At 30.7% G+C, this 23,119-nt stretch carries 21 protein-coding genes; 1 reads left to right on the plus strand and 20 read right to left on the minus strand.

Annotated features, from left to right (window positions below):
* The 20 genes from OA93_RS03185 to OA93_RS03280 form a co-directional block, all read right to left on the minus strand.
* Positions 1 to 759 (minus strand): SDR family oxidoreductase, encoded by a 759-nt coding sequence (locus tag OA93_RS03185; RefSeq protein ID WP_052259364.1) that lies wholly within the window; start codon positions 757 to 759, stop codon positions 1 to 3.
* 10 nt (positions 760 to 769) lie between these two features.
* Positions 770 to 982, minus strand: coding sequence for a phosphopantetheine-binding protein (locus tag OA93_RS03190; RefSeq protein ID WP_039111710.1), 213 nt, complete (start codon positions 980 to 982; stop codon positions 770 to 772).
* A gap of 16 nt (positions 983 to 998) precedes the next feature.
* Complete coding sequence (locus tag OA93_RS03195) at positions 999 to 2,063, minus strand: ketoacyl-ACP synthase III (protein WP_039111711.1); 1,065 nt, start codon at positions 2,061 to 2,063, stop codon at positions 999 to 1,001.
* The gene (locus tag OA93_RS03200) at positions 2,063 to 2,293 is read right to left on the minus strand and encodes a phosphopantetheine-binding protein (protein ID WP_039111712.1); all 231 of its coding nucleotides are present in this window, start codon (positions 2,291 to 2,293) and stop codon (positions 2,063 to 2,065) included. The genes OA93_RS03195 and OA93_RS03200 overlap by 1 nt, the downstream gene beginning before the upstream one ends.
* Complete coding sequence (locus OA93_RS03205) at positions 2,286 to 3,110, minus strand: GNAT family N-acetyltransferase (protein ID WP_039111713.1); 825 nt, start codon at positions 3,108 to 3,110, stop codon at positions 2,286 to 2,288. Before OA93_RS03205 ends, OA93_RS03200 begins: the two co-directional genes overlap by 8 nt.
* Positions 3,110 to 4,636 (minus strand): amino acid adenylation domain-containing protein, encoded by a 1,527-nt coding sequence (locus tag OA93_RS03210; protein ID WP_039111714.1) that lies wholly within the window; start codon positions 4,634 to 4,636, stop codon positions 3,110 to 3,112. The genes OA93_RS03205 and OA93_RS03210 overlap by 1 nt, the downstream gene beginning before the upstream one ends.
* 11 nt (positions 4,637 to 4,647) lie before the next feature.
* Complete coding sequence (locus OA93_RS03215; RefSeq protein WP_039111715.1) at positions 4,648 to 5,730, minus strand: DegT/DnrJ/EryC1/StrS family aminotransferase; 1,083 nt, start codon at positions 5,728 to 5,730, stop codon at positions 4,648 to 4,650.
* 5 nt (positions 5,731 to 5,735) lie between these two features.
* Positions 5,736 to 7,160, minus strand: coding sequence for a lipopolysaccharide biosynthesis protein (locus OA93_RS03220; protein ID WP_039111716.1), 1,425 nt, complete (start codon positions 7,158 to 7,160; stop codon positions 5,736 to 5,738).
* Positions 7,161 to 7,433: 273 nt separating this feature from the next.
* Positions 7,434 to 8,504 (minus strand): Wzz/FepE/Etk N-terminal domain-containing protein, encoded by a 1,071-nt coding sequence (locus OA93_RS03225; protein ID WP_039111717.1) that lies wholly within the window; start codon positions 8,502 to 8,504, stop codon positions 7,434 to 7,436.
* Between the two features lie 15 nt (positions 8,505 to 8,519).
* A complete protein-coding gene (locus OA93_RS03230) occupies positions 8,520 to 10,976 on the minus strand; it encodes an SLBB domain-containing protein (RefSeq protein ID WP_039111918.1) in 2,457 nt (818 codons plus the stop codon).
* Between the two features lie 65 nt (positions 10,977 to 11,041).
* Positions 11,042 to 12,088: a dTDP-glucose 4,6-dehydratase gene (rfbB, locus tag OA93_RS03235; protein ID WP_039111718.1), complete on the minus strand. Its 1,047-nt coding sequence runs from the start codon at positions 12,086 to 12,088 to the stop codon at positions 11,042 to 11,044.
* Positions 12,089 to 12,097: 9 nt separating this feature from the next.
* The gene (locus OA93_RS03240; protein ID WP_039111719.1) at positions 12,098 to 13,105 is read right to left on the minus strand and encodes a mannose-1-phosphate guanylyltransferase; all 1,008 of its coding nucleotides are present in this window, start codon (positions 13,103 to 13,105) and stop codon (positions 12,098 to 12,100) included.
* A 42-nt stretch (positions 13,106 to 13,147) separates the two neighbouring features.
* Positions 13,148 to 14,431 (minus strand): nucleotide sugar dehydrogenase, encoded by a 1,284-nt coding sequence (locus OA93_RS03245; RefSeq protein WP_039111720.1) that lies wholly within the window; start codon positions 14,429 to 14,431, stop codon positions 13,148 to 13,150.
* 306 nt (positions 14,432 to 14,737) lie between these two features.
* A complete protein-coding gene (locus OA93_RS03250; protein WP_039111721.1) occupies positions 14,738 to 15,202 on the minus strand; it encodes a UpxY family transcription antiterminator in 465 nt (154 codons plus the stop codon).
* Between the two features lie 72 nt (positions 15,203 to 15,274).
* On the minus strand, positions 15,275 to 16,666 hold the full coding sequence (locus tag OA93_RS03255) for a UDP-glucose 6-dehydrogenase (RefSeq protein WP_039111722.1): 1,392 nt from the start codon (positions 16,664 to 16,666) through the stop codon (positions 15,275 to 15,277).
* A gap of 58 nt (positions 16,667 to 16,724) precedes the next feature.
* Entirely contained in the window at positions 16,725 to 17,702 is a 978-nt protein-coding gene (locus OA93_RS03260; RefSeq protein WP_039111723.1) for an SDR family oxidoreductase, read from the minus strand.
* A gap of 26 nt (positions 17,703 to 17,728) precedes the next feature.
* The gene (locus tag OA93_RS03265) at positions 17,729 to 20,164 is read right to left on the minus strand and encodes a polysaccharide biosynthesis tyrosine autokinase (protein ID WP_039111724.1); all 2,436 of its coding nucleotides are present in this window, start codon (positions 20,162 to 20,164) and stop codon (positions 17,729 to 17,731) included.
* A 15-nt stretch (positions 20,165 to 20,179) separates the two neighbouring features.
* Positions 20,180 to 20,977, minus strand: coding sequence for a polysaccharide biosynthesis/export family protein (locus tag OA93_RS03270; RefSeq protein WP_039111725.1), 798 nt, complete (start codon positions 20,975 to 20,977; stop codon positions 20,180 to 20,182).
* 72 nt (positions 20,978 to 21,049) lie between these two features.
* Positions 21,050 to 21,670 (minus strand): recombination mediator RecR, encoded by a 621-nt coding sequence (recR, locus tag OA93_RS03275; RefSeq protein ID WP_039111726.1) that lies wholly within the window; start codon positions 21,668 to 21,670, stop codon positions 21,050 to 21,052.
* Between the two features lie 225 nt (positions 21,671 to 21,895).
* On the minus strand, positions 21,896 to 22,261 hold the full coding sequence (locus OA93_RS03280) for a CoA-binding protein (protein ID WP_039111727.1): 366 nt from the start codon (positions 22,259 to 22,261) through the stop codon (positions 21,896 to 21,898).
* A gap of 154 nt (positions 22,262 to 22,415) precedes the next feature.
* On the opposite strand from OA93_RS03280, the gene OA93_RS03285 reads away from it, so the two are divergent.
* Positions 22,416 to 23,045, plus strand: a complete 630-nt coding sequence (locus OA93_RS03285; protein ID WP_039111728.1) for a MarC family NAAT transporter — start codon at positions 22,416 to 22,418, stop codon at positions 23,043 to 23,045.
* Positions 23,046 to 23,119: the final 74 nt, after the last annotated feature.

The following is a 23,119-nucleotide window of genomic DNA, read 5'->3' on the forward strand; positions in this document are numbered from 1 at the left end:
TTACTGTGCTGTAAACCCTCCATCGACATTTATTATCGAACCTGTAATCCACTTAGCCATATCTGATACTAAGAAAGCAATAGAATCTGCCACATCTTCTGCATTACCAAGCCCAAGTGGATGAAGTTTATTGATTAATTCATCATATTCAGAATTAAAAGATCCACTAATTGAATCTAGCATATTTGTTTTCACAAACCCTGGCGCTATACAATTTACTCTAATTCCTTTAGGAGCCAACTCAATTGCAAGAGATTTTGTTATTCCATGCAAAGCTGATTTTGACATTGCATAACCAACATTTGCCGCAGACCCAACACACCCATATACAGATGATATAAAAACAAATGCACCGGATTCTCCACTAAAAACTGATTTATTAGAGCAAATTTTAGCTAATTCTAAGCCAGCAATTGAGTTAATCTTTAAGACATCTAATAACACTTTTTCATTAAGAGCTTTCAGAGGAGACAAATATGGCCTTCCAGCTAAATGAACAAAACCATTAACTTTTCCAACTTCTGATATTGCACTAACAATTTTTGTTTTTAACTCGTTTGAATCCAATAAGTCAACAAGTAAAACTTTTGTCTTATTCTCACACATTTCTGCGGTTTCTAATAGTCCCTTTTCATTTAAATCTATCAAAATTAGTGTCGCTCCTAATTTTGACAATAATAAACTAGTTGCTTTACCTATTCCCGAAGAAGCTCCCGTTATAATATACTTTTTACCCGCTAATGAAATTGGATTATACACTTTTAGAAATTTAGTTGCTTTTTAATAATTCGTACAAACCGCCAATGGTCTTAGCCTCAATAATTTGAGCCGACGTAATACTCTTTTGAAATTCTTCACCTGAATAAGCAATTATTGATAAACTGGTCAAAGAATCCCATGCATCAAAATCAACTATACTATCTGTTAATTCTACAGTATCTTCCTCAAACAATTCTGCCATTTTTTCTAAAAAATCTTCCATTTTTTTTGTTTTTTTTTTAATATTCTATTATTTCACAAAAAGATAAAGGTCCAACATCCATAAGCAATGAAGCCCATGTCAAGCCTACTCCAAATCCTGAAAAACAAATTTTCAACTTCTTTTCTTTAATCTCCTCTGATATGTTAAAACATGTAACTACTGGAATTGTTACACCACTAGAATTCCCAAAGTTTTCGACAACATTTGCAGGCATCTTCTCTCTGCTAATTCCAATCTTATCTGCAACTTTGTTTAACATAAATTTATTTGGCTGATGAAACATGTAATAATCAACCTCATTCTTATCAATCTTTGCTGCTTGCAATAGCGAATCAATCATTGGAGGAACTTCTGCTTGAACAAAATTAAACACATCATCTCCCTTCATTACAAGGTTTTCCTTGCTTCTAAAATTACCACTAATATCTTCATACATAACTCCTGTTTCATCAGAAATTGGCAACCTAGATCCACCCGCTGGAATTTGTAAAGAGAATGCTCCCGTTCCATCCATTTTTATTGTTCCGAAAATTTCTTTTTTTTCAGATGACTTTTCTATTATTGTAATTGAAGCAGCATCCCCAATTAATGGATTACTGTTTCTATCTCTTTTTGATACTTTAGTACTCAATACATCAGCATTTACTAAGACAACTTTAGAAATTGAAGATTGTTCCAGTAACATGAAAGCCTGATTTAATCCGATAATAAAACCAGCACATCCTTGATTTATATCCAAACAAATCATGTCTTGTTTTAGATTAAAATGTCCTTGAATAACATTACTAGTTGGAGGCATAATATAATCTGGTGATTGAGTCACAAAAATAAGTGCATCAATTTCCTCTTTTTGCAACTTACCTGTTGAAAAAAGATAATCAAGACCTCTAATAGCTAAATCAGACGAACAGATACCTTCTGGAGCCACTCTCCTCTTATTTAACCCAAGAGCGGCTTTTAATTTTAGAGATTTTGCAGTAGAAAAATTATAATTTTCCATTTCGTCTTCAAACTTTATTTCATTTGAAGGCATTATCACCAACATTCCCGTAATTTCTTTGTCTTTGAAGTACAAATTCATTATTTGATGTATTTAATCAATAAACTAGAAATAGTTTCAACATTTGCAAAATTTTCTGGTAATATATCTGTTCCATCAATTGATATTTCAAAAGACTCATCCAAACTTGTTACTAAGGTTACCAAATCAAACGAATCTAACATTCCAGCTTCAATAAAATTTTCAGTTGGCTCATTAAAATCAAATTCTGGTCTTATATCATTTAAAATTGATATTATTTTATCATTCATATTTTATCATTTTATTTGTGAGCACAAAATTATACATTTTTTCTTCAACAAATCCATAATGCTTATATCTCTTTATTGCATTTTCATTACTCTTTATTACCCAAAACAGATGTCTATTTGTATCCTTACCTCTATTTTCAAAAACATTAAAAAGTTTAGATCCTATTTTTTTTTCTCTAAAATCAGGATGCACAAACCAATATCTTAAGTATAAAGTACTTCCAATAATTTCGTAAATCAAAAAACCACCTATCTCATTCTCATCTTCAAAAATCAAAACATTTTTATTTTTTATCCATCTCTCTAATTCCTTCTCTTCTGGTAATTGTTCCGCTTTTTCATCAAAAAATGTTTGAAATAAATTATACAAAGAATTTAAATCTTTAATTGAAGCGTCTTTTATTCCTTCAATCGCAACCGATGAAAAATCCTTCTTTACATTTAACCTATTCATTCTAACAAGCGACGTATAATAATTAAAAGATTGGCTATAAAATATGTCTAACAATTCTGAAGTCTCTTCTCTTTGTACAATATCTAAAATCAATTTTTCATCTTCAAAGTCCTTCATCAATTTAGAAAGTGAATTTACTAACTCTTCATTAGAAGATGCAATAAAAAACAATACATAAAAATCAGATTTTTTATTAAGAAAATAAGTTACTTCAGCAAATTCTATTATATAAAAGTTTCCTTCAGATATCCAAACTTCATTCTTTTCACGGTTCGGGTAAAAATTAGTAATTATTTTCTTTTTAAAATTTTTAATCCTAACCACAGCCTGATTAATTTCACTAAAATCGCTTACTTTTCTCATTACATATTAATCTTATTTTTAAGAAAAAGACGATCTATTTTTCCATTAGTATTTCTTGGTAATTCTTCCATAAAAATATAAACAGTAGGAATCATATATTTTGGAAATACTTTTGTAAGTTCTTTCCTGAACTCTACAATAGAAATCTCATGATTTGCCTCATAAAAAAGAGTAATTTCTTTTTTATTTACATTATAAACGATACAACCGTTCTTAGCTATTTTTAAAGTATTAACAATAACATGTTCTATTTCACCCAATTCAATTCTATATCCTAAATGCTTAATAAGACTATCTTTTCTACCTTTAAAAATAATTTCATTTCTATTATTAACAGAAACGATATCTCCCGTTCTATAAATAATTTCGGGATAAGACTTATTAAGTGGATTTTGAACAAATGCTAATGAAGTTTTTTCAGGATTATTATAATACCCCATTGCAAGTGAAGTTCCTCTAACACACAATTCTCCCTCTTCCCCTTTTTCAACTAATTTATCTTCATCATTAAGGATCAAAACATCCGTATTTCTACAAGTAAAGCCAATTGGCAAAGGCTCATCATCTGGAATGTCTCTATCTATAATAAAATAAGTACAATCTAATGTAATTTCAATAGGCCCATATAGATTAGCAAATAAACATTCCTTTAAATTGTCTTTCCAATAATTAAATTGCTTTGTTGGAAATACCTCACCTGCAAACCAAACAGTTTTTAGAGAAGGCAAGTTTATTTTGTCTAACAATGTCATATTTGCAATATTGACCATAATTGTTGGAACCCAAAAAAGGAACGTTATTTTTTCTTTTTCTAAGATTTCTAAAATTTTAATGGGAAATGCTGCTAAACTATCGGGTATCAATACTATAGTAGAAGCTTTAGACATAAGCATACATAATTCGTAACTGTAAATATCAAAAACTAATGGAGACAAAGACCCTATTATTTCATTATTTGAAAACTTAAAAGTGTCAATCGACCATTCTGTAAAATCGACGAAACTTTTATGATTAAGTACTACACCTTTTGGTGTACCTGTAGATCCCGATGTATTGATTATGCAATATGGATCAGTATCAATTAATCCACAAAGTCTATTTAGCAATATTTCATCTTCACTTACATCATTACTAAAATCAATAGCATCAATATTTAATATTTGATGAGAAGTTCCTAAGCCCTCTATTTGTTTTAAATACGTAGAATTTGTGATAATTAATTGTGGTTCTATTAATGAAATAATATTATTTATCCTATCCATAGGAGTCTTAATATCTAAATTCATATAGATATTTCCACTAAATGTAATAGCAACATTAGAAATGACACTATCTATTGTTTTTGGAAGAAAAACTGCAATTGGTTTATTCACATGATTAACATGATTAATTATATGATGTGCCAAAATTTTAGATTTCACATCTAATTCGGCGAAAGTTATCTTCCTATCACCTTCAATCACTGCAGTTTTACTGCCATTATTTATTACCGTTTCAATAAAATATTCTATTATATTTTTAATCATTTTATTTTATTTTAATTATTCTGAACTCTTAAAATTAATCTACAAATTAAATCTACTTCTTCTACAGTTAAATCATAATATAAAGGCAAGCACAAAACACGTTTAGATATGGTATCAGTTACTGCAAAATATTTAGGTTCAAGATATGGCAAGGCACTAGCTAAAGAAGGGTAAAAATAACGCCTTGTAAAAATTTCATTTTCATCTAAAATTGATTTAATCTTGAGTAATAATTCTTCACTTTCAAGAACTACACAATAATATGCAAAATTTTGATCAGAATCTTTATGCCAGATTGGACGATAGGCTTTTAATCCCTGTAGTCTCTCATCATAACGAGATACCAATAGTTTTCTACTATCATGTATTTCTTTAATATAATTCAAATTTACTAAACCCATAGCTGCATGAAACTCAGAATTCTTGCCATTAATTCCTAATTCAGAGAATGTATCAAATCCAGAAATTCCAAAATTGCGAGTATGAGCAAGTCTCTTAAGTAAGTCTGAACATTTTGTAATAATTAAACCTCCCTCAATTGAATGATATAATTTAGTAGCATGCAATGAACAAGTAGTGATGTCTCCGTATTCAAAAATAGATTTACCTTTAACTTGAACCCCAAAAGCATGAGCCCCATCATAGATTACTTTTAAATTGTACTTTTTTGCAATATTTTCAATCGCTACAACATCACAAGGATTTCCATATACATGGGTTGCTAAGATTGCTTCTGTTTTATCAGTTATTGCACTCTCAATTTTTGAGGCATCAATATTTAACGTTCTCTCTTCTATATCTACAAAAACAGGTGTACATCCTTCCCAAACAATACATGATGTTGTTGCTACAAACGAAAAAGGGGTGGTAATTATTTCTCCACTTATTCCTAAAGCTTTAATAGCCATCTGTAAAGCAACAGTACCATTGGTCACAAACAACAAATGATTTACTTTAAGATACTCTTTAAGATTCATCTCTAACTCACTCGCAAGTGGTCCCATATTTGTTAGCCATTGTCTCTTCCAAATTCCATTAACAAATTGTTGATATTCTTCTTGTGGAGGTAAAAATGGTTTAGTAACTGGTATCATATTCTTTAAATTAAGTTTCTAATATCACTTATAGTTTGAAATTTAAATATAAATGCAAAAAAAATATAAACTATTGCTCCCACTATACTACTTATAATAAGTCGGGAAATATCATTATAATCAGTTAAACTATTATTAACAATAAAAATCACTAGTCCCATACAAATTGAAATAATAAAAATTGGCATTATATCTAATAATTGTTGCCTCATAGTATAATCAATTATAGAACCTGCATAATAGGTATTAATAAAAAGTGCTATTATTGACGCAATAACAGATCCTATTAACAAAGCTTTAAAACCGAATAAAACAGAAACAATTATTATAAATATTAGGATTATTTTTTTTATTATTTCTAATCTTAAAAACAAATCACTTCTGCCTTTAACCTGGAGTATCATCAAATTGTAAAGATGTAAAGGATACAAAATCCCAGAAAGGGAAATAATCTGAAAAATAGGGACAACAGGTAGCCATTTTTCAGTAAATAAAAAAGTAACAAGCTCATTTCCTAACAATGCCATTAATACAATTATAGGAGTTATAATAAAAAGAACCATCAGCATAATCTTTTTATAGACTACTCTTAAAGCAGGTATATCATCTTGCACTTTTGCAAAAAGAGGAAAAACGACTTTATTCAGTGCTGCAGAAATATTACCAACAGGTAACATCATCAAGGAATTAGCTCTAGTATAATACCCTACTGTTATAGGGTTATAAATCCTACCTATAATTATTTGATAAATATTTGTAAAAACAGTATCTAAAAGTGACGAGATCGTCATTTTATATCCAAAATGGAAATGCAATTTAAATCTATCAATATCAAAAATAAATTCTGGATACCAATCGGACGAAAACCACAAAAAGATTGATGTTAATAAATTTGTCAAAAGCATTGAATACACTAAAGACCAAACTCCAAAATCATTATATGCAAGAAAAACGCCTAACAAACTTCCAATTAGTAATGCGGGGGATGTGATAATAGCCTGCTTCTTAAATTTCATTTCTTTTGTCAAAATAGTATTTTGAACGGTTCCAAAAGCTAGAAAAACAAAAGAAAGCCCATATACTCTCGCTATATCCGTTAGTATAGGTTGTCTGTAAAATAATGCTATATAAGGAGCCGAAAGAAAAAATAAAAGATATATCAATAAACTAACTCCTAAATTAAAAAAAAAAACAGTCGAATAGTCCCTCGAATCTATTTTTGAAACCCTAATTAACGAACTTGTCATTCCTCCTTCAAATAATGCTGTTCCTATACCAATAAATACTGTTAACATTCCTATCAATCCAAATTCTGAAGGCAAAAGAATTCTTGCCAAAATAATTTGAACCAAAAATGTAATCAACTGAGTCGAAAATTGTTGCAAAAACGACCAAATAAAACCTCGTAAGGCCTGCTTTTTTAAAGACATATATTAAAATAAAAGTATGCTTATGCAATAAACTAAAAAATGAGATTACATTTATTTAATTTTAAAATTAAAGACTTCAATCTAAAAAAGAAGTTATCAAAAATGCATATAATAAATTTCATTTTTATAAGACAAAAATGCTACAAAAATTCACATTATTCTAAGTTCTTTTCTTAAAATAACGATGTTAGTAGACCCTAAAAAATACTATTATACATATCCCCAATAACCTAGTATACAAAGTAACTTAAAATGTATAAAATCTGACCCAACTTAAACATCTAGCTCTTTTAGTATTTTTCTAATTGTTAATACCAATAATACCAAAAAAATAGCTAAAAAACCGCCGATTACTAATCCTTTAATCTTACCGAAATGTGTTTTAGTTAAGGGTAAAATAGGTCTGTCAATTATCTGTATTAAAGGTGTTTCCTTGCGTAATGTTACTTTAGCCAACTCAGATTGTTTAACCAATTCAGTTAATATAGCTGTATTAGCCTGTACATCAACTTGTCTCCGAACTGAAGGAGCTCGACGTACATTAAGAGCTGGGTTTAAATTAAAAGTATTATCGTTCGCAACTGCTACTCCTGTTATTGCTCCGTTAAGTTCAGCCCTAATAGAATCAGTCTGTCTTTGTAAAACTAACATATTCGTTCTTGCTTTTTTACTTTTGGTATCAACATAAAAATCAGATACATTTTTAGCAAGTGCTTCGCAAAAATATTTTGCAAATAACTCATTGGTAGAAGACATATCTATATTAATAATAGCTACTTTTTTATCTTTTTGACCAACTGCTAATCCACCTATAGATAAACCTTGATAAATAGAACCTAAAATACTATCATGAACCCTTGTAAAGTACTTACGGTCTGTATTTATTAGAAACTGAATGTTTGCTAATTTAGGTTTATCTTTCCAACTTTTTCTTAGTTCGTTAATCTCAATATACATTTCTGTTAAAGAAATTATTTTTCCATTGTAATTAACAGGCGTCAATAAAGTTTGCTCGACCATCCTACGAGATTTAAATAACTCTGTTAAATTTGAACCTGTAAAAATACTTCCTCCTCCTCCTCCAAGGTCAAGTCCTAGTGAGCCTGCTAGTCCTAATGCACTACCTAGACCACCTCCCGATTTCTCATCCTCTAATGCAAAAGATAAAGTTGCTGTATAGATTGGTTTTTTTATAAAAGAATATGTCAATCCTAAAACAGCTCCTACTATTCCTGCCAATAGAATCACTTTCCATTGAGATAGCAAATAATCATACCACTCCTTTGCTTTTACTAATAATTCTTTTAACGAAATTTCATCGTTTTCAATAGGTCTATTATCCATTCTTAAAACTTATTTTTACTTAAAAGCAGTTAGTATCAATAATGCTAAACTCGAAACCACACTACCTATTCCAACCCACTCTCCAGCTGTCATTTTTTTAGTTACTGGCTTCTCAGGAACAACAATTTGAGAATCAGGCGTAACTTTTGGATAAGATCTAAAAAATAAAAAGGAACTAGCTACAGCTGCTTTACCATTTGGATATATGATATAAGCTTTCTTCTTCCAACCCATATTATCGACGCCTCCAACTGCATTTAAATAATATTTAAAACTTTTTCCACTTCTATATGGAATTTCTGAAGTCAACAACACATTCCCTGTTACTTTTACACCTTCATTATAAGTTGCTACTTCTATTTCGTCACCAGGAAACAAAGTAACATTTGAGTAATGATTTTTGTCCTTAACAATCCTTTCCCAATCTACAGGAATGGTAGCATACTTTAATTCTTCTTTTAATTTTTTAGCTAACTTCTTCTCCTTTAAAGTATCTTTTGAGAAATTCAAATCTATACTTTCAAGCATTTCGATTTGCTCTTCTTTGATAGGTCTTTTAATCTTCATTCCGTCAAGATTAGCAATTGATGTCAATCCTCCTGCACGCATCACAACATTATAAACTGTTTCTTTTTTATTCGCCAAAACGTACTTTCCAGGATAAGAAACTGCTCCACTTATTTTTACCATTTCTGGCTTTTCATAAACAGCCATTCTTCGTATGTTAATAACATCAAAAGGCATTAATAAAAAGTTCTTTATCTGTTCATTATTATCTGCTGTAATTTCAAGTTCAAATACATCAACTCGCTTTGGATCCGTATCATTTATCGCATCCGACTTTTTCATTCTTGCTACTTCAACTCTTTTTGATGCAGAACCTGTTAATCCACCAACTTGAACAACCAAATCATTCAAAGTTAAATTTTCATAATACTCGTATATTCCAGGGTTCTTAACTTCTCCATCAATTGTAATTTTATATTCTTCTCTAAAATCTAAAATAGAATATACTGTTACAATGTCTTCTCTTTTCAAAAGTATATCAGCATTCAAATCTCCAGACAAAGCATTTACTAAATCAACATTCACAATTTCTGTTGTTAAATCAGATTTTAAACGAATAATTCTTGCTCTCTTTGTATATGCATCTTCTTTCAAACCTTCCGCTCTGGTTATTAATTCAGATATACGCATACCTTCTGAAAAAGAATAGAAATCTGGTCTAAAAACGGCTCCTTCAATTTGAATACGATTTGCGAATCTATTTAAAATTTTTGCAACTTTAACAACATCTCCAGACTGTGGTTGATATACACTAAATTCACTTTCGTTCACATCATGTACCTTAAATTCTTTCCCTGTTTTTTGCAATATATTTACAGATGCTGTATAGGCAAACTCATTAAATCCTGAAGCAAATGATAATAAGTCACTAAACGTTTCTCCTTTTTTCATTTCAAAAATTCCTGGACGCTTTACTTCCCCTTCTAACGTAACTCTCTGGCTATAAGCAGGAATCCTAATCACGTCATTTTCTTTCAAACTTACATTATCAGATTGATCACCTTTTACTAGAAATTTATAAATATCTATATTTTTATAAATTTTGCTATTACGAATCAATTCAATGTTTCTATAACTTCCATTCTTCCCAGGTCCTCCTGCTAAATGCAAAGCATTATAAACGGTTGCTAAAGATGAAACAGAATAATTTCCAGGTTGTTTTCCTCCAACAATGGTAACTTTAATAGTACGTATTTGCCCCAAACTAACACTAACTTGAGATTGTCCAGAACGTACTGTACTATAAACTCTTGCTATTGCAGCTTTTATTTTTTGAGTAGCAGCTTCAATTGTCATTCCTGAAACAGCAATTTGGCCAACATATTGTATCGTAATTTTTCCTTCAACACTCACTGGAATATTGTCATCAAATTCCTGAACGCCATAAACACTAATTTGCAATTCATCTCCAGGTCCAAGAATATAATTCATTGGTGTAGCTAATTTTAAATCAGGCTCAAAATTTAAAGTTGGATTATCAAACAATTCAGAACCAAAAATTAAAGCGTTTACAGAATCCTTAATTTTGTTATTAACTACTTCTTGTTGCTTCCTTCCAAACTCAGTTTTTTTATTCTTGTCCTTATCTTTTAGATTCTTATCATCTGAATCCTTATCATTTGAACTCTTCTTTTTTGGCTCTTTTCTAGAGATTTCGTCCACTCTTGTTTTTAACTTCGAAAATTCAGATTTACTCATCCCTTTTGACAAAATTGCTTCCTCTGCATCATCTATAGTAAGGTCTTTAGCATTTAATTGATTCTTAATTTTATTAATATCACTATCAGATAAATAATCAACCTTAACAGTACTTAAATCCTTTGACTGTAGGATATCCTGAGCTGACATATTTAATGATACAAAAAAAGTAAATAATAATACTAGTACTGCGGTTATCTTTTTCATAGTTAATTTAGTCGAATTCATTTAGATAGCCCTAATTCAATATCCTGAATTAGGAATTACCATCTTTAAGAATATTGTTTTTTATAGTAATCTTTATAAGTCCCAGAAGTTACATTTTGTAACCACTCTTCATTATTCAGATACCAGTTTATGGTTCTTTCTAATCCTTCTTCAAAAGTAACAGAAGGCTTCCATCCTAATTCTGTATTAATTTTTGAGGCATCAATTGCATAACGTAAATCATGTCCAGGTCTATCTTTTACGTACGTAATTAATTCTTGAGAATTTCCTTTATTTCTTCCTAATTTCTCATCCATGATTTGACATAATAATTTTACCAAATCAATATTCTTCCATTCATTAAAGCCTCCAATATTATAGGTCTCATGATTTTTACCTTCATGAAAAACTAAATCAATAGCAATAGCATGATCCTCAACGAATAACCAATCCCGAGTATAATTCCCATCTCCGTATACTGGTAATGGTTTGTTATTGATAATATTATTGATAAAAAGTGGGATTAATTTTTCAGGAAAATGATAAGATCCATAATTATTTGAACAGTTCGTTAAAACATAAGGCAATCCATAAGTTTCTCCATAAGCTCTCACAAAATGATCTGAACTTGCTTTCGAAGCAGAATAAGGGGAATTAGGGTCATATGATGTTTTTTCTGTAAACAGTCCTTCAGCCCCAAGTGAACCATAAACCTCGTCAGTACTAATGTGATAAAATCTTTTTCCCTCGAAATTGTTTTTCCATTGGTTTTTGGCTGCATTCAATAAATTCATTGTGCCAATAACATTTGTTCTAACAAATGCTAACGGATCTTCTATTGAACGATCTACATGAGATTCAGCTGCTAAATGCAAAACACCTTCAAAATTATTTTCAGAAAAAAGTTCGTTTATAAAAGATTCATTAACAATATCTCCTTTAATAAAAGTATAATTTGGTTCATTCTCGATATCTTTAATGTTTTCTAGATTACCCGCATATGTCAATGCATCTAAATTAAATATTTGATACTCTGGATATTTTTTCACGAAACGTCTTACTACGTGTGACCCAATAAATCCAGCACCTCCTGTTATAAGTATTTTTTTCATTTTATTTTATTAATTCAACAATTCTGAATTTTCTTTTTCTAAATCACAATATAAATCCTTAACATCTTGTGAACTTTCTTTTTGCAAAATTAAGTTCGCAGAATCAGTATACACAAAAATAGTGTTTTTTAATCCTAAAAAAGCAGTGTACTTATCAGAGCCAATAACCATATTTCCGCATTTATCGACAAAATGTCCTTTGTTAATTAAGTAATCATAAACAGACTCAAATGAACCTAAATCTGACCATGTAAAAGAAGCTGGTACAACTTTTATTTTCTTACTTCTTTCCATAACTGCATAATCAATGCTTATTGAAGGAATGTCAAGTGAAAGTTCTAAATCTAAATTACCATTCTGATTAAGTTCCCAAGCTTTTTTAGATTTCTCATATATTTCTGGTTGATATGCTTTCAATTCATCTAATAAAACACCTGCTTTAAAACAAAACATTCCACTATTCCATAAAAAGTTCCCTTGTGCAATAAAACTTTTTGCAGTTACACTATTAGGCTTCTCCCTGAATGAAATAACATCATCACCTTTTGATTCTATATAACCATAACCAGTCTCTGGTTTTGTCGGAACGATTCCAAAAGTTACGATGTAACCCTCTTTAGCTTTACTAATAGCTTTTTTTATCGCTAATTCATATTCTTCCATTTCATCAATAATGTGATCAGATGGCGTTATAATTAGAATATCGTCCGATTGCGAAGCAAATGCCGCAAAAGCAATTGCTGCTGCTGTATTTCTTGGGGTCGATTCAACTATGTTTATATAAGTTTTATCTAATTTACCCATTACTTTTTCACTCAAATGACAGTTATCTACATTTCCAACTACCATTGCTTTATCAGCTAGATTTGCATTTCGCTCCACTGTCATTTCAAACAGTGATTTTCCCTCGAAAATTTCTAAATATTGTTTAGGCATACTTTTACGAGAGAGTGGCCATAATCTGCTACCAATTCCTCCAGTTAAAACAACATGTATAATTGAGTTCTTTGTATTCATAATCTATTTTTAACTAATAAAACAAGTAGATGTATCTTAATTTTATAGTCTATTATCTGCTACATTTCCTAGTACCCCTTTTACATCGTACAACAAGCTATTTGTTTTTTGTAATTCTGTAAAGTTCAAATTTAAAAAATCTGTATGCGCTACACCTAAGACAACAGCATCAAACTTTTCATTAGGAATTGTATTTGTTATATCTAATTTATATTCTTTATGTACTTCTTCTAAACTTGCTAATGGATCAAATATTGTAATTGTAATACCATATTCTTTCAAAGCCTGAATTAAATCAACAATTTTAGTATTGCGAACATCAGGACAATTCTCTTTAAATGTAATTCCTAGCATTAAAAGATTAGCTCCATTTACATAAATTCCTTTTTTAAGCATTAACTTCACTACTTGCGAAGCAATGTATTCTCCCATACTATCGTTTAAACGTCGTCCAGCTAAAATAATTTCTGGATGATATCCAAACTCTTGAGCTCTTTGTGCCAAATAATAAGGATCTACACCTATACAATGACCTCCAACTAGTCCTGGCTTAAATGGCAAAAAATTCCATTTTGTTCCTGCGGCTTTTAAAACAGCTTGAGTATCAATTTGCATCAAATTGAATATTTTAGCTAATTCATTTACAAATGCGATATTAATATCTCTTTGTGAATTTTCAATAACCTTTGCCGCTTCAGCAACTTTTATTGTTGGTGCCAAATGCGTTCCAGCTGTAATAACAGTTTTATACAAGTCATCGACTCTCTTCCCTATTTCTGGAGTTGAGCCGGATGTTACTTTTAATATTTTTTCGACAGTATGCTCTTTATCTCCAGGATTAATTCGTTCTGGAGAATAACCTGCATAAAAATCAACATTATATTTTAATCCAGATATTTTTTCCAAAACGGGAACACATTCCTCCTCTGTTACGCCTGGATAAACAGTAGATTCGTAAATAACAATATCTCCTTTTTTTAAAACAGAACCAACCGTTTCACTTGATTTATATAATGGAGTTAAATCTGGTCTATTATTTTTATCAACTGGAGTTGGTACTGTAACAATATAATAATTACAGTCTTTTATATCCTCTATTTTAGAAGTACAATACAATCCAACAGTATCCCCAACTTCACTAAGTAATACTTTCTGTAATGTCTCATCATCAACTTCTAATGTTGTGTCAGTACCAGATTGTAAAGAAGTAATTCTAGTCTGATTGATATCGAAACCAACAACCGGATATTTTGTAGAAAATAACCTAGCCAATGGCAAACCAACATAACCTAAGCCTATAACTGCTATTTTTATGTTTTTCTCCATTATTACTAGTCTTTTTTAGTTATTTTAATCATTTATTTACACAGCTTCGCTTATCCAAGTCACATTTTGACTTCGATAAGCGAACATACAATTTCGGCAAATATACCATAATAAGGCTATTAATTCAATATCAAAAACCATGGAAAAATCAAAAAATATATCATTCAACATAAAAAAAACACAACCAACTAAAAATCAACACTAAAAAAACAGCTAATAAAAGTATTAAACATAAAAAAATCACTAATTTTAGTGATTCTTTTTTATCATAAACTCTTACAAGTAACCTATGTTCATCTTGTTAATTTATTTATATTTTATCTTTAACACACAGCCTAATGATTCCAAAACCAAAATATAATGAGTATTCGATATTTCTTGAACAATTGCATCCTGATTACTAAAAACTCCAGAATCTAACTTTATTTTATCCCCTATTTTAAATGGAACTAATGAAACTTCACTAATGATTGGAGAACTCAAACTATTTTTAATAACATTTATTTCTTCATCTCTTACAATTGCTGGCTTTCCTAACCAAAACAAATAACGAATTACCCCAGGTGTTTGAAACACTAAATTTCTATCCAAATCTTTTAATTGAACAAAAACATAAGAATTAAACAAAGGGACTTCTATCTTTTTTTTCCTATCTGACCATTGTCGAATTTGAGTAATTAATGGACAATAACACGTTATCCCAATTTTATTTAATTGGTCCGCTACTTTTTTTTCCCATTTGGGCTTCGTATAAACTACGTACCAATTCATTATTATCTACTTATTATGAAATTCACTTATAAACATTAATGCAGTAATTCTCAATTAACCACAATCAAGATTTCAAGAACCAATTCCTAAATATACGAATCCTATTTTCTCTAATTCTTCTCTATTTAATATATTTCTCCCGTCAAAAACGAAAGCTGGTTTTTGCATAGAGTCATATATTTTTTCCCAATCATAACCTACAAACTCATCCCATTCTGTTAGCACGGCAATTGCATGAGCTCCTAAGCAAGCATCATAAGCATTATCAAAAGTCGCAACCATTTTAGCATTTTCATCTAAACTTCTAGTCTCTAAATAATTTAAATCATTCAGCATTTTTACTCTGGAAACTTTAGGATCATAAACCGCAATCTTAGCTTGTTCATTTATTAAATCATCTGCTACATAAATTGCAGCTGACTCACGAGTGTCGTTAGTGTCTTTCTTAAAGGCCCAACCTAAAAATGCTATTTTTTTCCCTGAAACAGTATTATATAATGTCTGAACTATTTTATTAGAAAATCTTCTTTTCTGGTGGTCATTCATAATAATTACCTGTTCCCAATAATCAGCTACTTCATGTAATCCATATGTCTTAGCAATATAAACTAAATTTAGGATATCTTTTTGAAAACATGACCCTCCGAATCCAACTGAAGCTTTAAGAAATTTAGAACCAATTCTGGTATCCATACCAATTGCTCTAGCTACCTCGTTTACATCTGCCCCAGTTTTCTCACACAATTCAGACATTGCATTAATTGATGATATTCTTTGAGCTAAAAATGCATTTGCAGTCAACTTTGACAATTCTGATGACCATACATTTGTAGTAAGTATTTTATCTGATGCTACCCAATTAGAATACACCTCTACCAAAGCATCTATGGCTATTTTACCATCTGGTGTAGTATCACCACCAATTAAGATTCTATCTGGATTTAATAAATCTGTTACCGCAGTTCCTTCAGCTAAAAATTCTGGATTTGATAGTATTTGAAACTGAACTCCATTTCCTGTATTATCCAAAATACTCTTGATTGCCTCTGCAGTTCGCACAGGTAATGTCGATTTTTCGACTACAATCTTATTATCTTTTGCAATTTTTGCAATTTGTCTTGCGCATAACTCGATATACTTTAAATCTGCTGCCATACCTTTTCCTTTTCCATAGGTTTTAGTAGGCGTATTTACAGATATGAAAATAATTTGAGCTTCGTCTATAGCTTTTTCAACATTAGTAGAAAAGAATAAGTTTCGTCCTCTAGCTTCGGCTACAATTTTATCAAGACCTGGTTCATAAATCGGAATGTTATTAGTATCCTCATCATTCCATGCATTGATTCTTTCTTCATTTAAATCAACTACTGTAACTTGTATATGCGGACATTTTTGCGCTATAACTGCCATTGTTGGCCCTCCAACATAACCCGCACCAATACAACAAATCTTTGTGATTTTCATCTAATTAAATTTATAAATGTTTTATTTTATATTTTTCATTCTATATTAAAGAATGTTATTATTTCAAATTATTCCAATACCAACTTACAGCTTCTTTCAAGCCTTCTTGCAATGAATATTCAGGATTATAATCCAGTAGTCTTTTCGCCTTTTCAATACTTGCCAAAGAATGCGGAATGTCCCCTGATCTATTAGGTCCATATGTTATTTCTACTGAAGCAATTTTAGGCTCATACTCAGACAAATATTTTTTCAAATAGCCTACTAGGTCATTTAATGTATTTCTATCACCATATGCCGTATTATAAACTGTATTTATAGCCTCTGGATTCTTTGTTGCAATTGCCAAAGCATTCATCTGAATCACATTATCAATATAAGTAAAATCTCTTGAGAAATTTCCATCTCCGTTAATCAAAGGACTTTCTAAAGCCATTAATTGCATGACAAATTTAGGAATCACAGCAGCATATGCTCCTTTCGGATCTTGCTTTCTCCCAAAAACATTAAAGTAACGCAATCCAATAGTTTCTAAGCCATACGTTCGACTGAAAATTTCAGCATACAATTCATTTACATATTTTGTAATTGCATAAGGCGATAATGGTTTCCCTATAACATCTTCTACCTTTGGCAATCCTTCAGAATCTCCATAAGTAGATGAACTTGCAGCATATACAAACCTTTTCACTTTAGCATCACGTGAAGCCACTAGCATATTTAAAAATCCAGAAACATTAACATCATTAGTTGTTATCGGATCATTTATCGACCTCGGAACTGAACCTAAAGCAGCTTCATGCAAAACATAGTCAACTCCTTGCACTGCTGCCAAACAATCAGCGATGTTACGAATATCTCCTTCTATCAATTTAAAATTAAGATTAGAAATAAAATCTTTTAAATTATGTCGATGTCCTGTCGAAAAATTATCTAAACAAACAACTCTATGTCCTTGCCCTAAAAAATACTCGCAAAGATTTGAACCAATAAACCCAGCTCCTCCTGTAATTAATATCGTGTTTTGTGATTCCATAATTAATACTTTAAAGTTACTCGATATTATTTTTTATTCAATTTATTGAAAATAGCTCGCAAAAAACTTGGCTTTTCAGACTCTTCATGATATCCGTTAGAATAATTACCATATCCATAAGTTGTTCCGTATTTGGCTTTATTCTCAAAACCATTCAAAACTATACTCGCATTTGTTAGCTCACCCCTTTTAACTCTGTTATTCAACAACGTAATCATATCCTTTTTGGTATAATTTTGCCTTACAATATATAAGGTTACATCACTATATTGTGCCAATTCCAAAGAATCGGAAACAAGACCAACTGGAGGTGTATCTAAGATTATATAATCATATTTTTTCTTCAACTCATCAATAAACTCTTTCATCGTTTCTCCCAAAATCAATTCTGAAGGATTTGGAGGAATTGGTCCTGAAAGGATAACATCTAAATATGGAATTTTAGTCGCATTCGTGATTTCAGCTAAGCTTTTTTTCTTAATCAAATAATTCACTACTCCAACTTCATTAGTCAAATTAAATTCTTCTGCCAATCTTGGCTTTCTTAAATCTAAACCAACAATAACTGTTCTTTTTTCGCTCAAGGCAAAAACTGTAGCAATATTAATAGAACAAAATGTTTTTCCTTCACCACTTACTGATGAAGTGATCATTAATGTTTTTGCCCCATCAACTTGTTGTTTTTTATATAAAAATTGCAAGGAAGAACGTATTGCTCTAAACGATTCCGATAATGCCGATTTAGGCCTGTCGAATACCGCTAAACTTGAAGATTCGCCACTTACACCGATTACTCCTATTAACGGAATCTGTGTTTGTTTACTAACATCTTCTATATTCTGGATTGAATTATTAATAAAGAAAAGTGCCAAAATCACTACTAGTGGAATTAACAACCCTAAGAATAATGCCAGAACATAATTAACAGATGTTTTAGGCCCTATCAATCCTCCTCCAACATCTTTGGCAGGATCTATAAAATGAATATCTGATAGATTAGCCGCTTTTACAATATCCGCTTCGCTTCTTTTTTGAAGAAATGTGCTATAAATATTATCGCTTAAATCATACTTTCTTTTAATCTTCAACAACTCTTGCTGCTCTTCTGGTAATTTTTTAATTGTACTTTCGGTCTGACCAATTTTACTATTTACCATTCCCAAATCATACTGTAATGAAGCTTTTGCTGAAGCAATATTTTCTAACAAAACATTTTTAACAGCCATCATTTGATTGTCAAAATCTTTAAAAATCTTATCACTTTTTACTGCATAAGCCATTTCTGATCTTTGCGTAGAAAGCGAAATTAATTTAGAAACATTTACAACAATATTTGGATCTTCAATTCCTGCAACAGATGGCGCCGGCAATTTAGAATAATCAACACTATTTTTTAAATATGCTTTTAATGAATTATAATAAGCTACTTTACGGGTAATTTCATCTCTTTCGATATCAAAATCCATAATTTTGTCCGAAAACTTAGCTCCTCCTTCTTCTATATTATAAACATTTTTGCCCTTTCTAAATGACTTTAACTCATCCCCTGTTTCCTTTAACTGAGTTTCCATTGCCACAAGTGTACTGTCAATAAAACTAATCGTATTTGTAGCAAACTGATTCTTACTGTCAAGTTGGATTTTCATTAACATTTTTACGGTAGAATTTAAATACTCTACCATTCTTGCTTTATTAGTACCTTGCATTCCTAAAGTAAGTATAGAACCACCTCTTTCGTCTGATTGTACATTAACTCCTCTATATCTCGCTACAGTTCCATCAAAATCATTAAATCTTATAAAATATTCTTTCCCTTTATAAAAACCTGGGTTATCATTAATTTGCAATTTCCAATTCAAAAAAGGCAACGAGACTTGCTCACCAACTTTATACTTCTTTACAAATTCTCCAATTTCTACTGCTGTATTACTACGTGAATTATTGGTGTAAGTAATTAATGAAACTGAATTACCCTCAAAAGGAATTCTGATTTCGTATTCATTGTCACTTAAAAACTTAACACTAATTAATGAACCAGCAAGTTGTCCTTTAGATTTATCGATAGCTATATAAAAAGGAACTGCTCCGTAAGCATCTACCAAATTATATTCTCCTTGTTCTAAATAGTCTATATAATATTGTAGTTTATCTACAACTAGCTCGTTATGGGATCTTGATTGCAACACTGTAGTTGTGCTACTCATTTGATCTGAAGTTCCTCCCCAATTAAAAACTAAACTTGTGTTTGAGGTAAAAAAAGGATTATTTTCTTCTTTTATGGAAATCAAAGTTTCCATTCCATAAATTTTTTCTTTACGAATATTTACTTGATAAGCAATTGCAAAAGCAATAATCAAACTCACTAAAAACCATTTCCAGTACCCTCCGATTTTTAATAAAAATCCTTTCAAATCAAAACTTGATTGATTATCAAAAATCGAAAAATCTTTTATATCTAACATTTTATTAGTAGGTTTTTAAAGTTTTAAAAGTAAAAATGTAGTTGTTGCCAAAGATATTATCGTAATTATTGTTCCTATAGACTCAATTCCTGTTTTACCTGTTCCCCAAGTTTTTTGTTTGAGTGGTTTTACATATATATAGTCATTTGGCTGTAAATAGTAGTAAGGAGATTTCATTACGTTAAGATCCGTAAGATCTATATCATGCATTTCTACTCCTGTAGGAGATTGACGAATAATGGTAACTGCTTTTCTATTTCCTGTAATTGTAATATCGCCAGAGTTAGCAATAGCTTCCATTACATTTACATGTTGCTGAAAAAGTGTTTTGGTACCTGGGGATCCCACTTCTCCATTTATTGTATATCTAAAACCAGCAAGTTTTACTGTAACAAAAATATTCGCTTCAGATTTAAAATGCTCGTCTAATAATTGCTTCTCGATTTTAATACGCACTTCTTCAAGTGTATATCCCATAACATTTATTTCTCCCAGAATTGGCATTCTGATATTTCCATGGTCATCTACCGTAAAACCATCAAAATACAGACCTGCCTCTGAACGCACAGAAGTTTGTCCGCTTGCTTTTTCTGTAGTATTAAAAATTGCTACTAATTTAGGATCAATAGCTTTTATATCAATGCTTAAAACATCATTTGTTTGTAACCGATATGGTTTTGATTCTACAGCGGCAATATTACTTTCTGTTCCAGTTGCTCCTTTATCTTGTAAATAAACTAAGTCATTTAATGGTATGCAAGATGTAAAAAGTGCTCCAATAAGCAGCAACAGATAAAAAGAGTTTTTGTTCATTTGTAGAATTTTAACAGCAAATATAGCTTTTCATTTACTATTTAGAAAATATCGATTTTGATTAAAGAATCATTAATGATTTTTGAAGGTTTTTTCGAACGGAACTCTTTGTAATATACTTCGTCCAAGGGTAACTTCGTCTGCATATTCTAGTTCATCTCCCACTGCAATTCCTCTTGCAATTGTAGAAATTATAATATCGACATCGGCAATTTGTTTGTAGATATAAAAATTGGTAGTATCTCCTTCCATAGTCGAGCTTAAAGCAAATATAATTTCGGCTACTCCGCCAAGTTTTACTTTTTCGACTAAACTCGTTATATTCAACTGACTTGGCCCAACTCCTTCTATAGGCGAAATTTTCCCTCCTAAAACATGATAAATCCCTTTATATTGTCCCGTATTTTCTATTGCCATTACATCGCGAATATCTTCGACTATACAAATAGTTTGATGATTCCTGGATGTATTGGCACAAATTTCGCAAACTGCAACATCGGAAATATTATGACAGCTTTCGCAAAATTTAATATCGGCACGCATTGTTGTAAGTGCTTCGGCCAAAAATCCGGTTTGCTCTTTGGGTTGTTTTAATAAATGTAAAACCAATCGCAAAGCCGTACGCTTACCAATACCTGGTAATTGCGACATTTCGTTGACTGCTTTTTCTATTAATTTTGAAGAAAATTCCATGAGGGCAAAAATAGTAAATTTGCGGGTTTACCCGACTTGTGTTTATAAAAATCAGAAGTTTTAAATGCTTTAAATATTCCTTTTTAAAACTAATCGTGACTATTGTTTATTTCGGGTCTAGCCCAGATAAAAGCGACATCCTTTTTCTGGCTTTTTCTGCCAGAAAAAGATATAGCGGATAGCTGGAAATAGCTCCTAAAAACAATAATTTTTTATTTTATAGAACTAATATTGATTTGTAGTAAGTAAAACCAATGTACATGCAACTTCGGCTTTGATATTATTAAGTTCTAACAATTGATATAATTCTGGATTTTCGGTTCCTGGATTAAAAATCACTCGTTTAGGCTTAGCTTCTACAATGTAATTGTAATAATCACGCTGGCGCGCAGGATTTAAATATAAAGTAATTGTATCTATATTTTTAAGCGGAATCGCTTTTGTATAAATTTTCACTCCAGCAACTTCTCCAGTATTTTGACCTATAGCCAATACTGTGTGTCCTTTCTCTACTAATTTATTTATGGCTAAAAAAGCGTATCTATCAGGTTTTGTAGTTGCTCCAAGCACTACTGTTTTTTTATTTTTCATTGTCTTTATTGTATTCTACAAAAGTAATCAAAAAGGTTAAGCTCTTGGATGATTTAAAAAGTTTAGTTATTTTTCAATAAAAACAAGAATCTACTGATTAATCTATAATCATATCTTTTAAAAAGACTATTTTTACAATACTAAACAAGACTTTATGGATCTATTTATTTACTTATTTGCCGCTCTTTTCTCGGTACTAAACCCAATTGGAACTGTTCCAATCTTTGTAGGATTAACACAACATGACTCCAAAAAAGAGCGTTCCAGAATTTCTTTATGGACTGCGATAAACGTTTTCCTAATTTTAATTGTTTCTTTTTTTGTAGGTCAATATATGCTAACATTCTTCGGAATTAGCATTGATGCTCTTCGTATTGCCGGAGGAATTATAATTGTAAGTTCTGGTTTCTCACTACTTTCAGGTAAATTCAATAAGAAAAGAGGTATAAATAAAAAGATAGAAACAGATGCTCAACAAAGAAATGACATTGCTCTTACCCCATTAGCAATCCCAATGCTTGCGGGCCCTGGCTCAATTTCTTTATTAATTGCTTTTTATCAGGAACATCATCAAACGATGGAAATTATAATAGGATCACTCGCAATCTTAGCTATTGCTATTGTAATTTTTATTATTCTTAGAAGCGCACATTACCTGGCTAAAATTCTTGGAGCTTCTGGGATTGTTGCTATTTCTAGAATTGTTGGTTTTATTGTAATTGCTATCGGAATACAATATATAGTAAGTGCTATTATCAATATAATAAAAGGAAATTTGATGTAAAATTAAATTGCTTAAAAATAAGAAAGGGGATAAATACTGAATTTATCCCCTTTTTTGTATAATCATATTTTAGC

Origin of the sequence: Flavobacterium sp. KMS, assembly GCF_000813005.1 — a bacterium.
Lineage (GTDB): Bacteria > Bacteroidota > Bacteroidia > Flavobacteriales > Flavobacteriaceae > Flavobacterium.

Bases quoted from the DNA above. Each gene is read 5' to 3' on its own strand.
- OA93_RS03270 (WP_039111725.1), bottom strand. From the start codon at position 20,977: ATGAACAAAAACTCTTTTTATCTGTTGCTGCTTATTGGAGCACTTTTT.
- OA93_RS03225 (WP_039111717.1), bottom strand. From the start codon at position 8,504: ATGGATAATAGACCTATTGAAAACGATGAAATTTCGTTAAAAGAATTA.
- OA93_RS03255 (WP_039111722.1), bottom strand. From the start codon at position 16,666: ATGAAAATCACAAAGATTTGTTGTATTGGTGCGGGTTATGTTGGAGGG.
- OA93_RS03220 (WP_039111716.1), bottom strand. From the start codon at position 7,160: ATGTCTTTAAAAAAGCAGGCCTTACGAGGTTTTATTTGGTCGTTTTTG.
- OA93_RS03250 (WP_039111721.1), bottom strand. From the start codon at position 15,202: ATGAATTGGTACGTAGTTTATACGAAGCCCAAATGGGAAAAAAAAGTA.
- OA93_RS03280 (WP_039111727.1), bottom strand. From the start codon at position 22,261: ATGAAAAATAAAAAAACAGTAGTGCTTGGAGCAACTACAAAACCTGAT.
- OA93_RS03190 (WP_039111710.1), bottom strand. From the start codon at position 982: ATGGAAGATTTTTTAGAAAAAATGGCAGAATTGTTTGAGGAAGATACT.
- recR (WP_039111726.1), bottom strand. From the start codon at position 21,670: ATGGAATTTTCTTCAAAATTAATAGAAAAAGCAGTCAACGAAATGTCG.
- OA93_RS03240 (WP_039111719.1), bottom strand. From the start codon at position 13,105: ATGAATACAAAGAACTCAATTATACATGTTGTTTTAACTGGAGGAATT.
- OA93_RS03230 (WP_039111918.1), bottom strand. From the start codon at position 10,976: ATGAAAAAGATAACCGCAGTACTAGTATTATTATTTACTTTTTTTGTA.
- OA93_RS03210 (WP_039111714.1), bottom strand. From the start codon at position 4,636: ATGATTAAAAATATAATAGAATATTTTATTGAAACGGTAATAAATAAT.
- OA93_RS03195 (WP_039111711.1), bottom strand. From the start codon at position 2,063: ATGAATTTGTACTTCAAAGACAAAGAAATTACGGGAATGTTGGTGATA.
- rfbB (WP_039111718.1), bottom strand. From the start codon at position 12,088: ATGAAAAAAATACTTATAACAGGAGGTGCTGGATTTATTGGGTCACAC.
- OA93_RS03200 (WP_039111712.1), bottom strand. From the start codon at position 2,293: ATGAATGATAAAATAATATCAATTTTAAATGATATAAGACCAGAATTT.
- OA93_RS03265 (WP_039111724.1), bottom strand. From the start codon at position 20,164: ATGTTAGATATAAAAGATTTTTCGATTTTTGATAATCAATCAAGTTTT.
- OA93_RS03260 (WP_039111723.1), bottom strand. From the start codon at position 17,702: ATGGAATCACAAAACACGATATTAATTACAGGAGGAGCTGGGTTTATT.
- OA93_RS03215 (WP_039111715.1), bottom strand. From the start codon at position 5,730: ATGATACCAGTTACTAAACCATTTTTACCTCCACAAGAAGAATATCAA.
- OA93_RS03285 (WP_039111728.1), top strand. From the start codon at position 22,416: ATGGATCTATTTATTTACTTATTTGCCGCTCTTTTCTCGGTACTAAAC.
- OA93_RS03205 (WP_039111713.1), bottom strand. From the start codon at position 3,110: ATGAGAAAAGTAAGCGATTTTAGTGAAATTAATCAGGCTGTGGTTAGG.
- OA93_RS03245 (WP_039111720.1), bottom strand. From the start codon at position 14,431: ATGGAGAAAAACATAAAAATAGCAGTTATAGGCTTAGGTTATGTTGGT.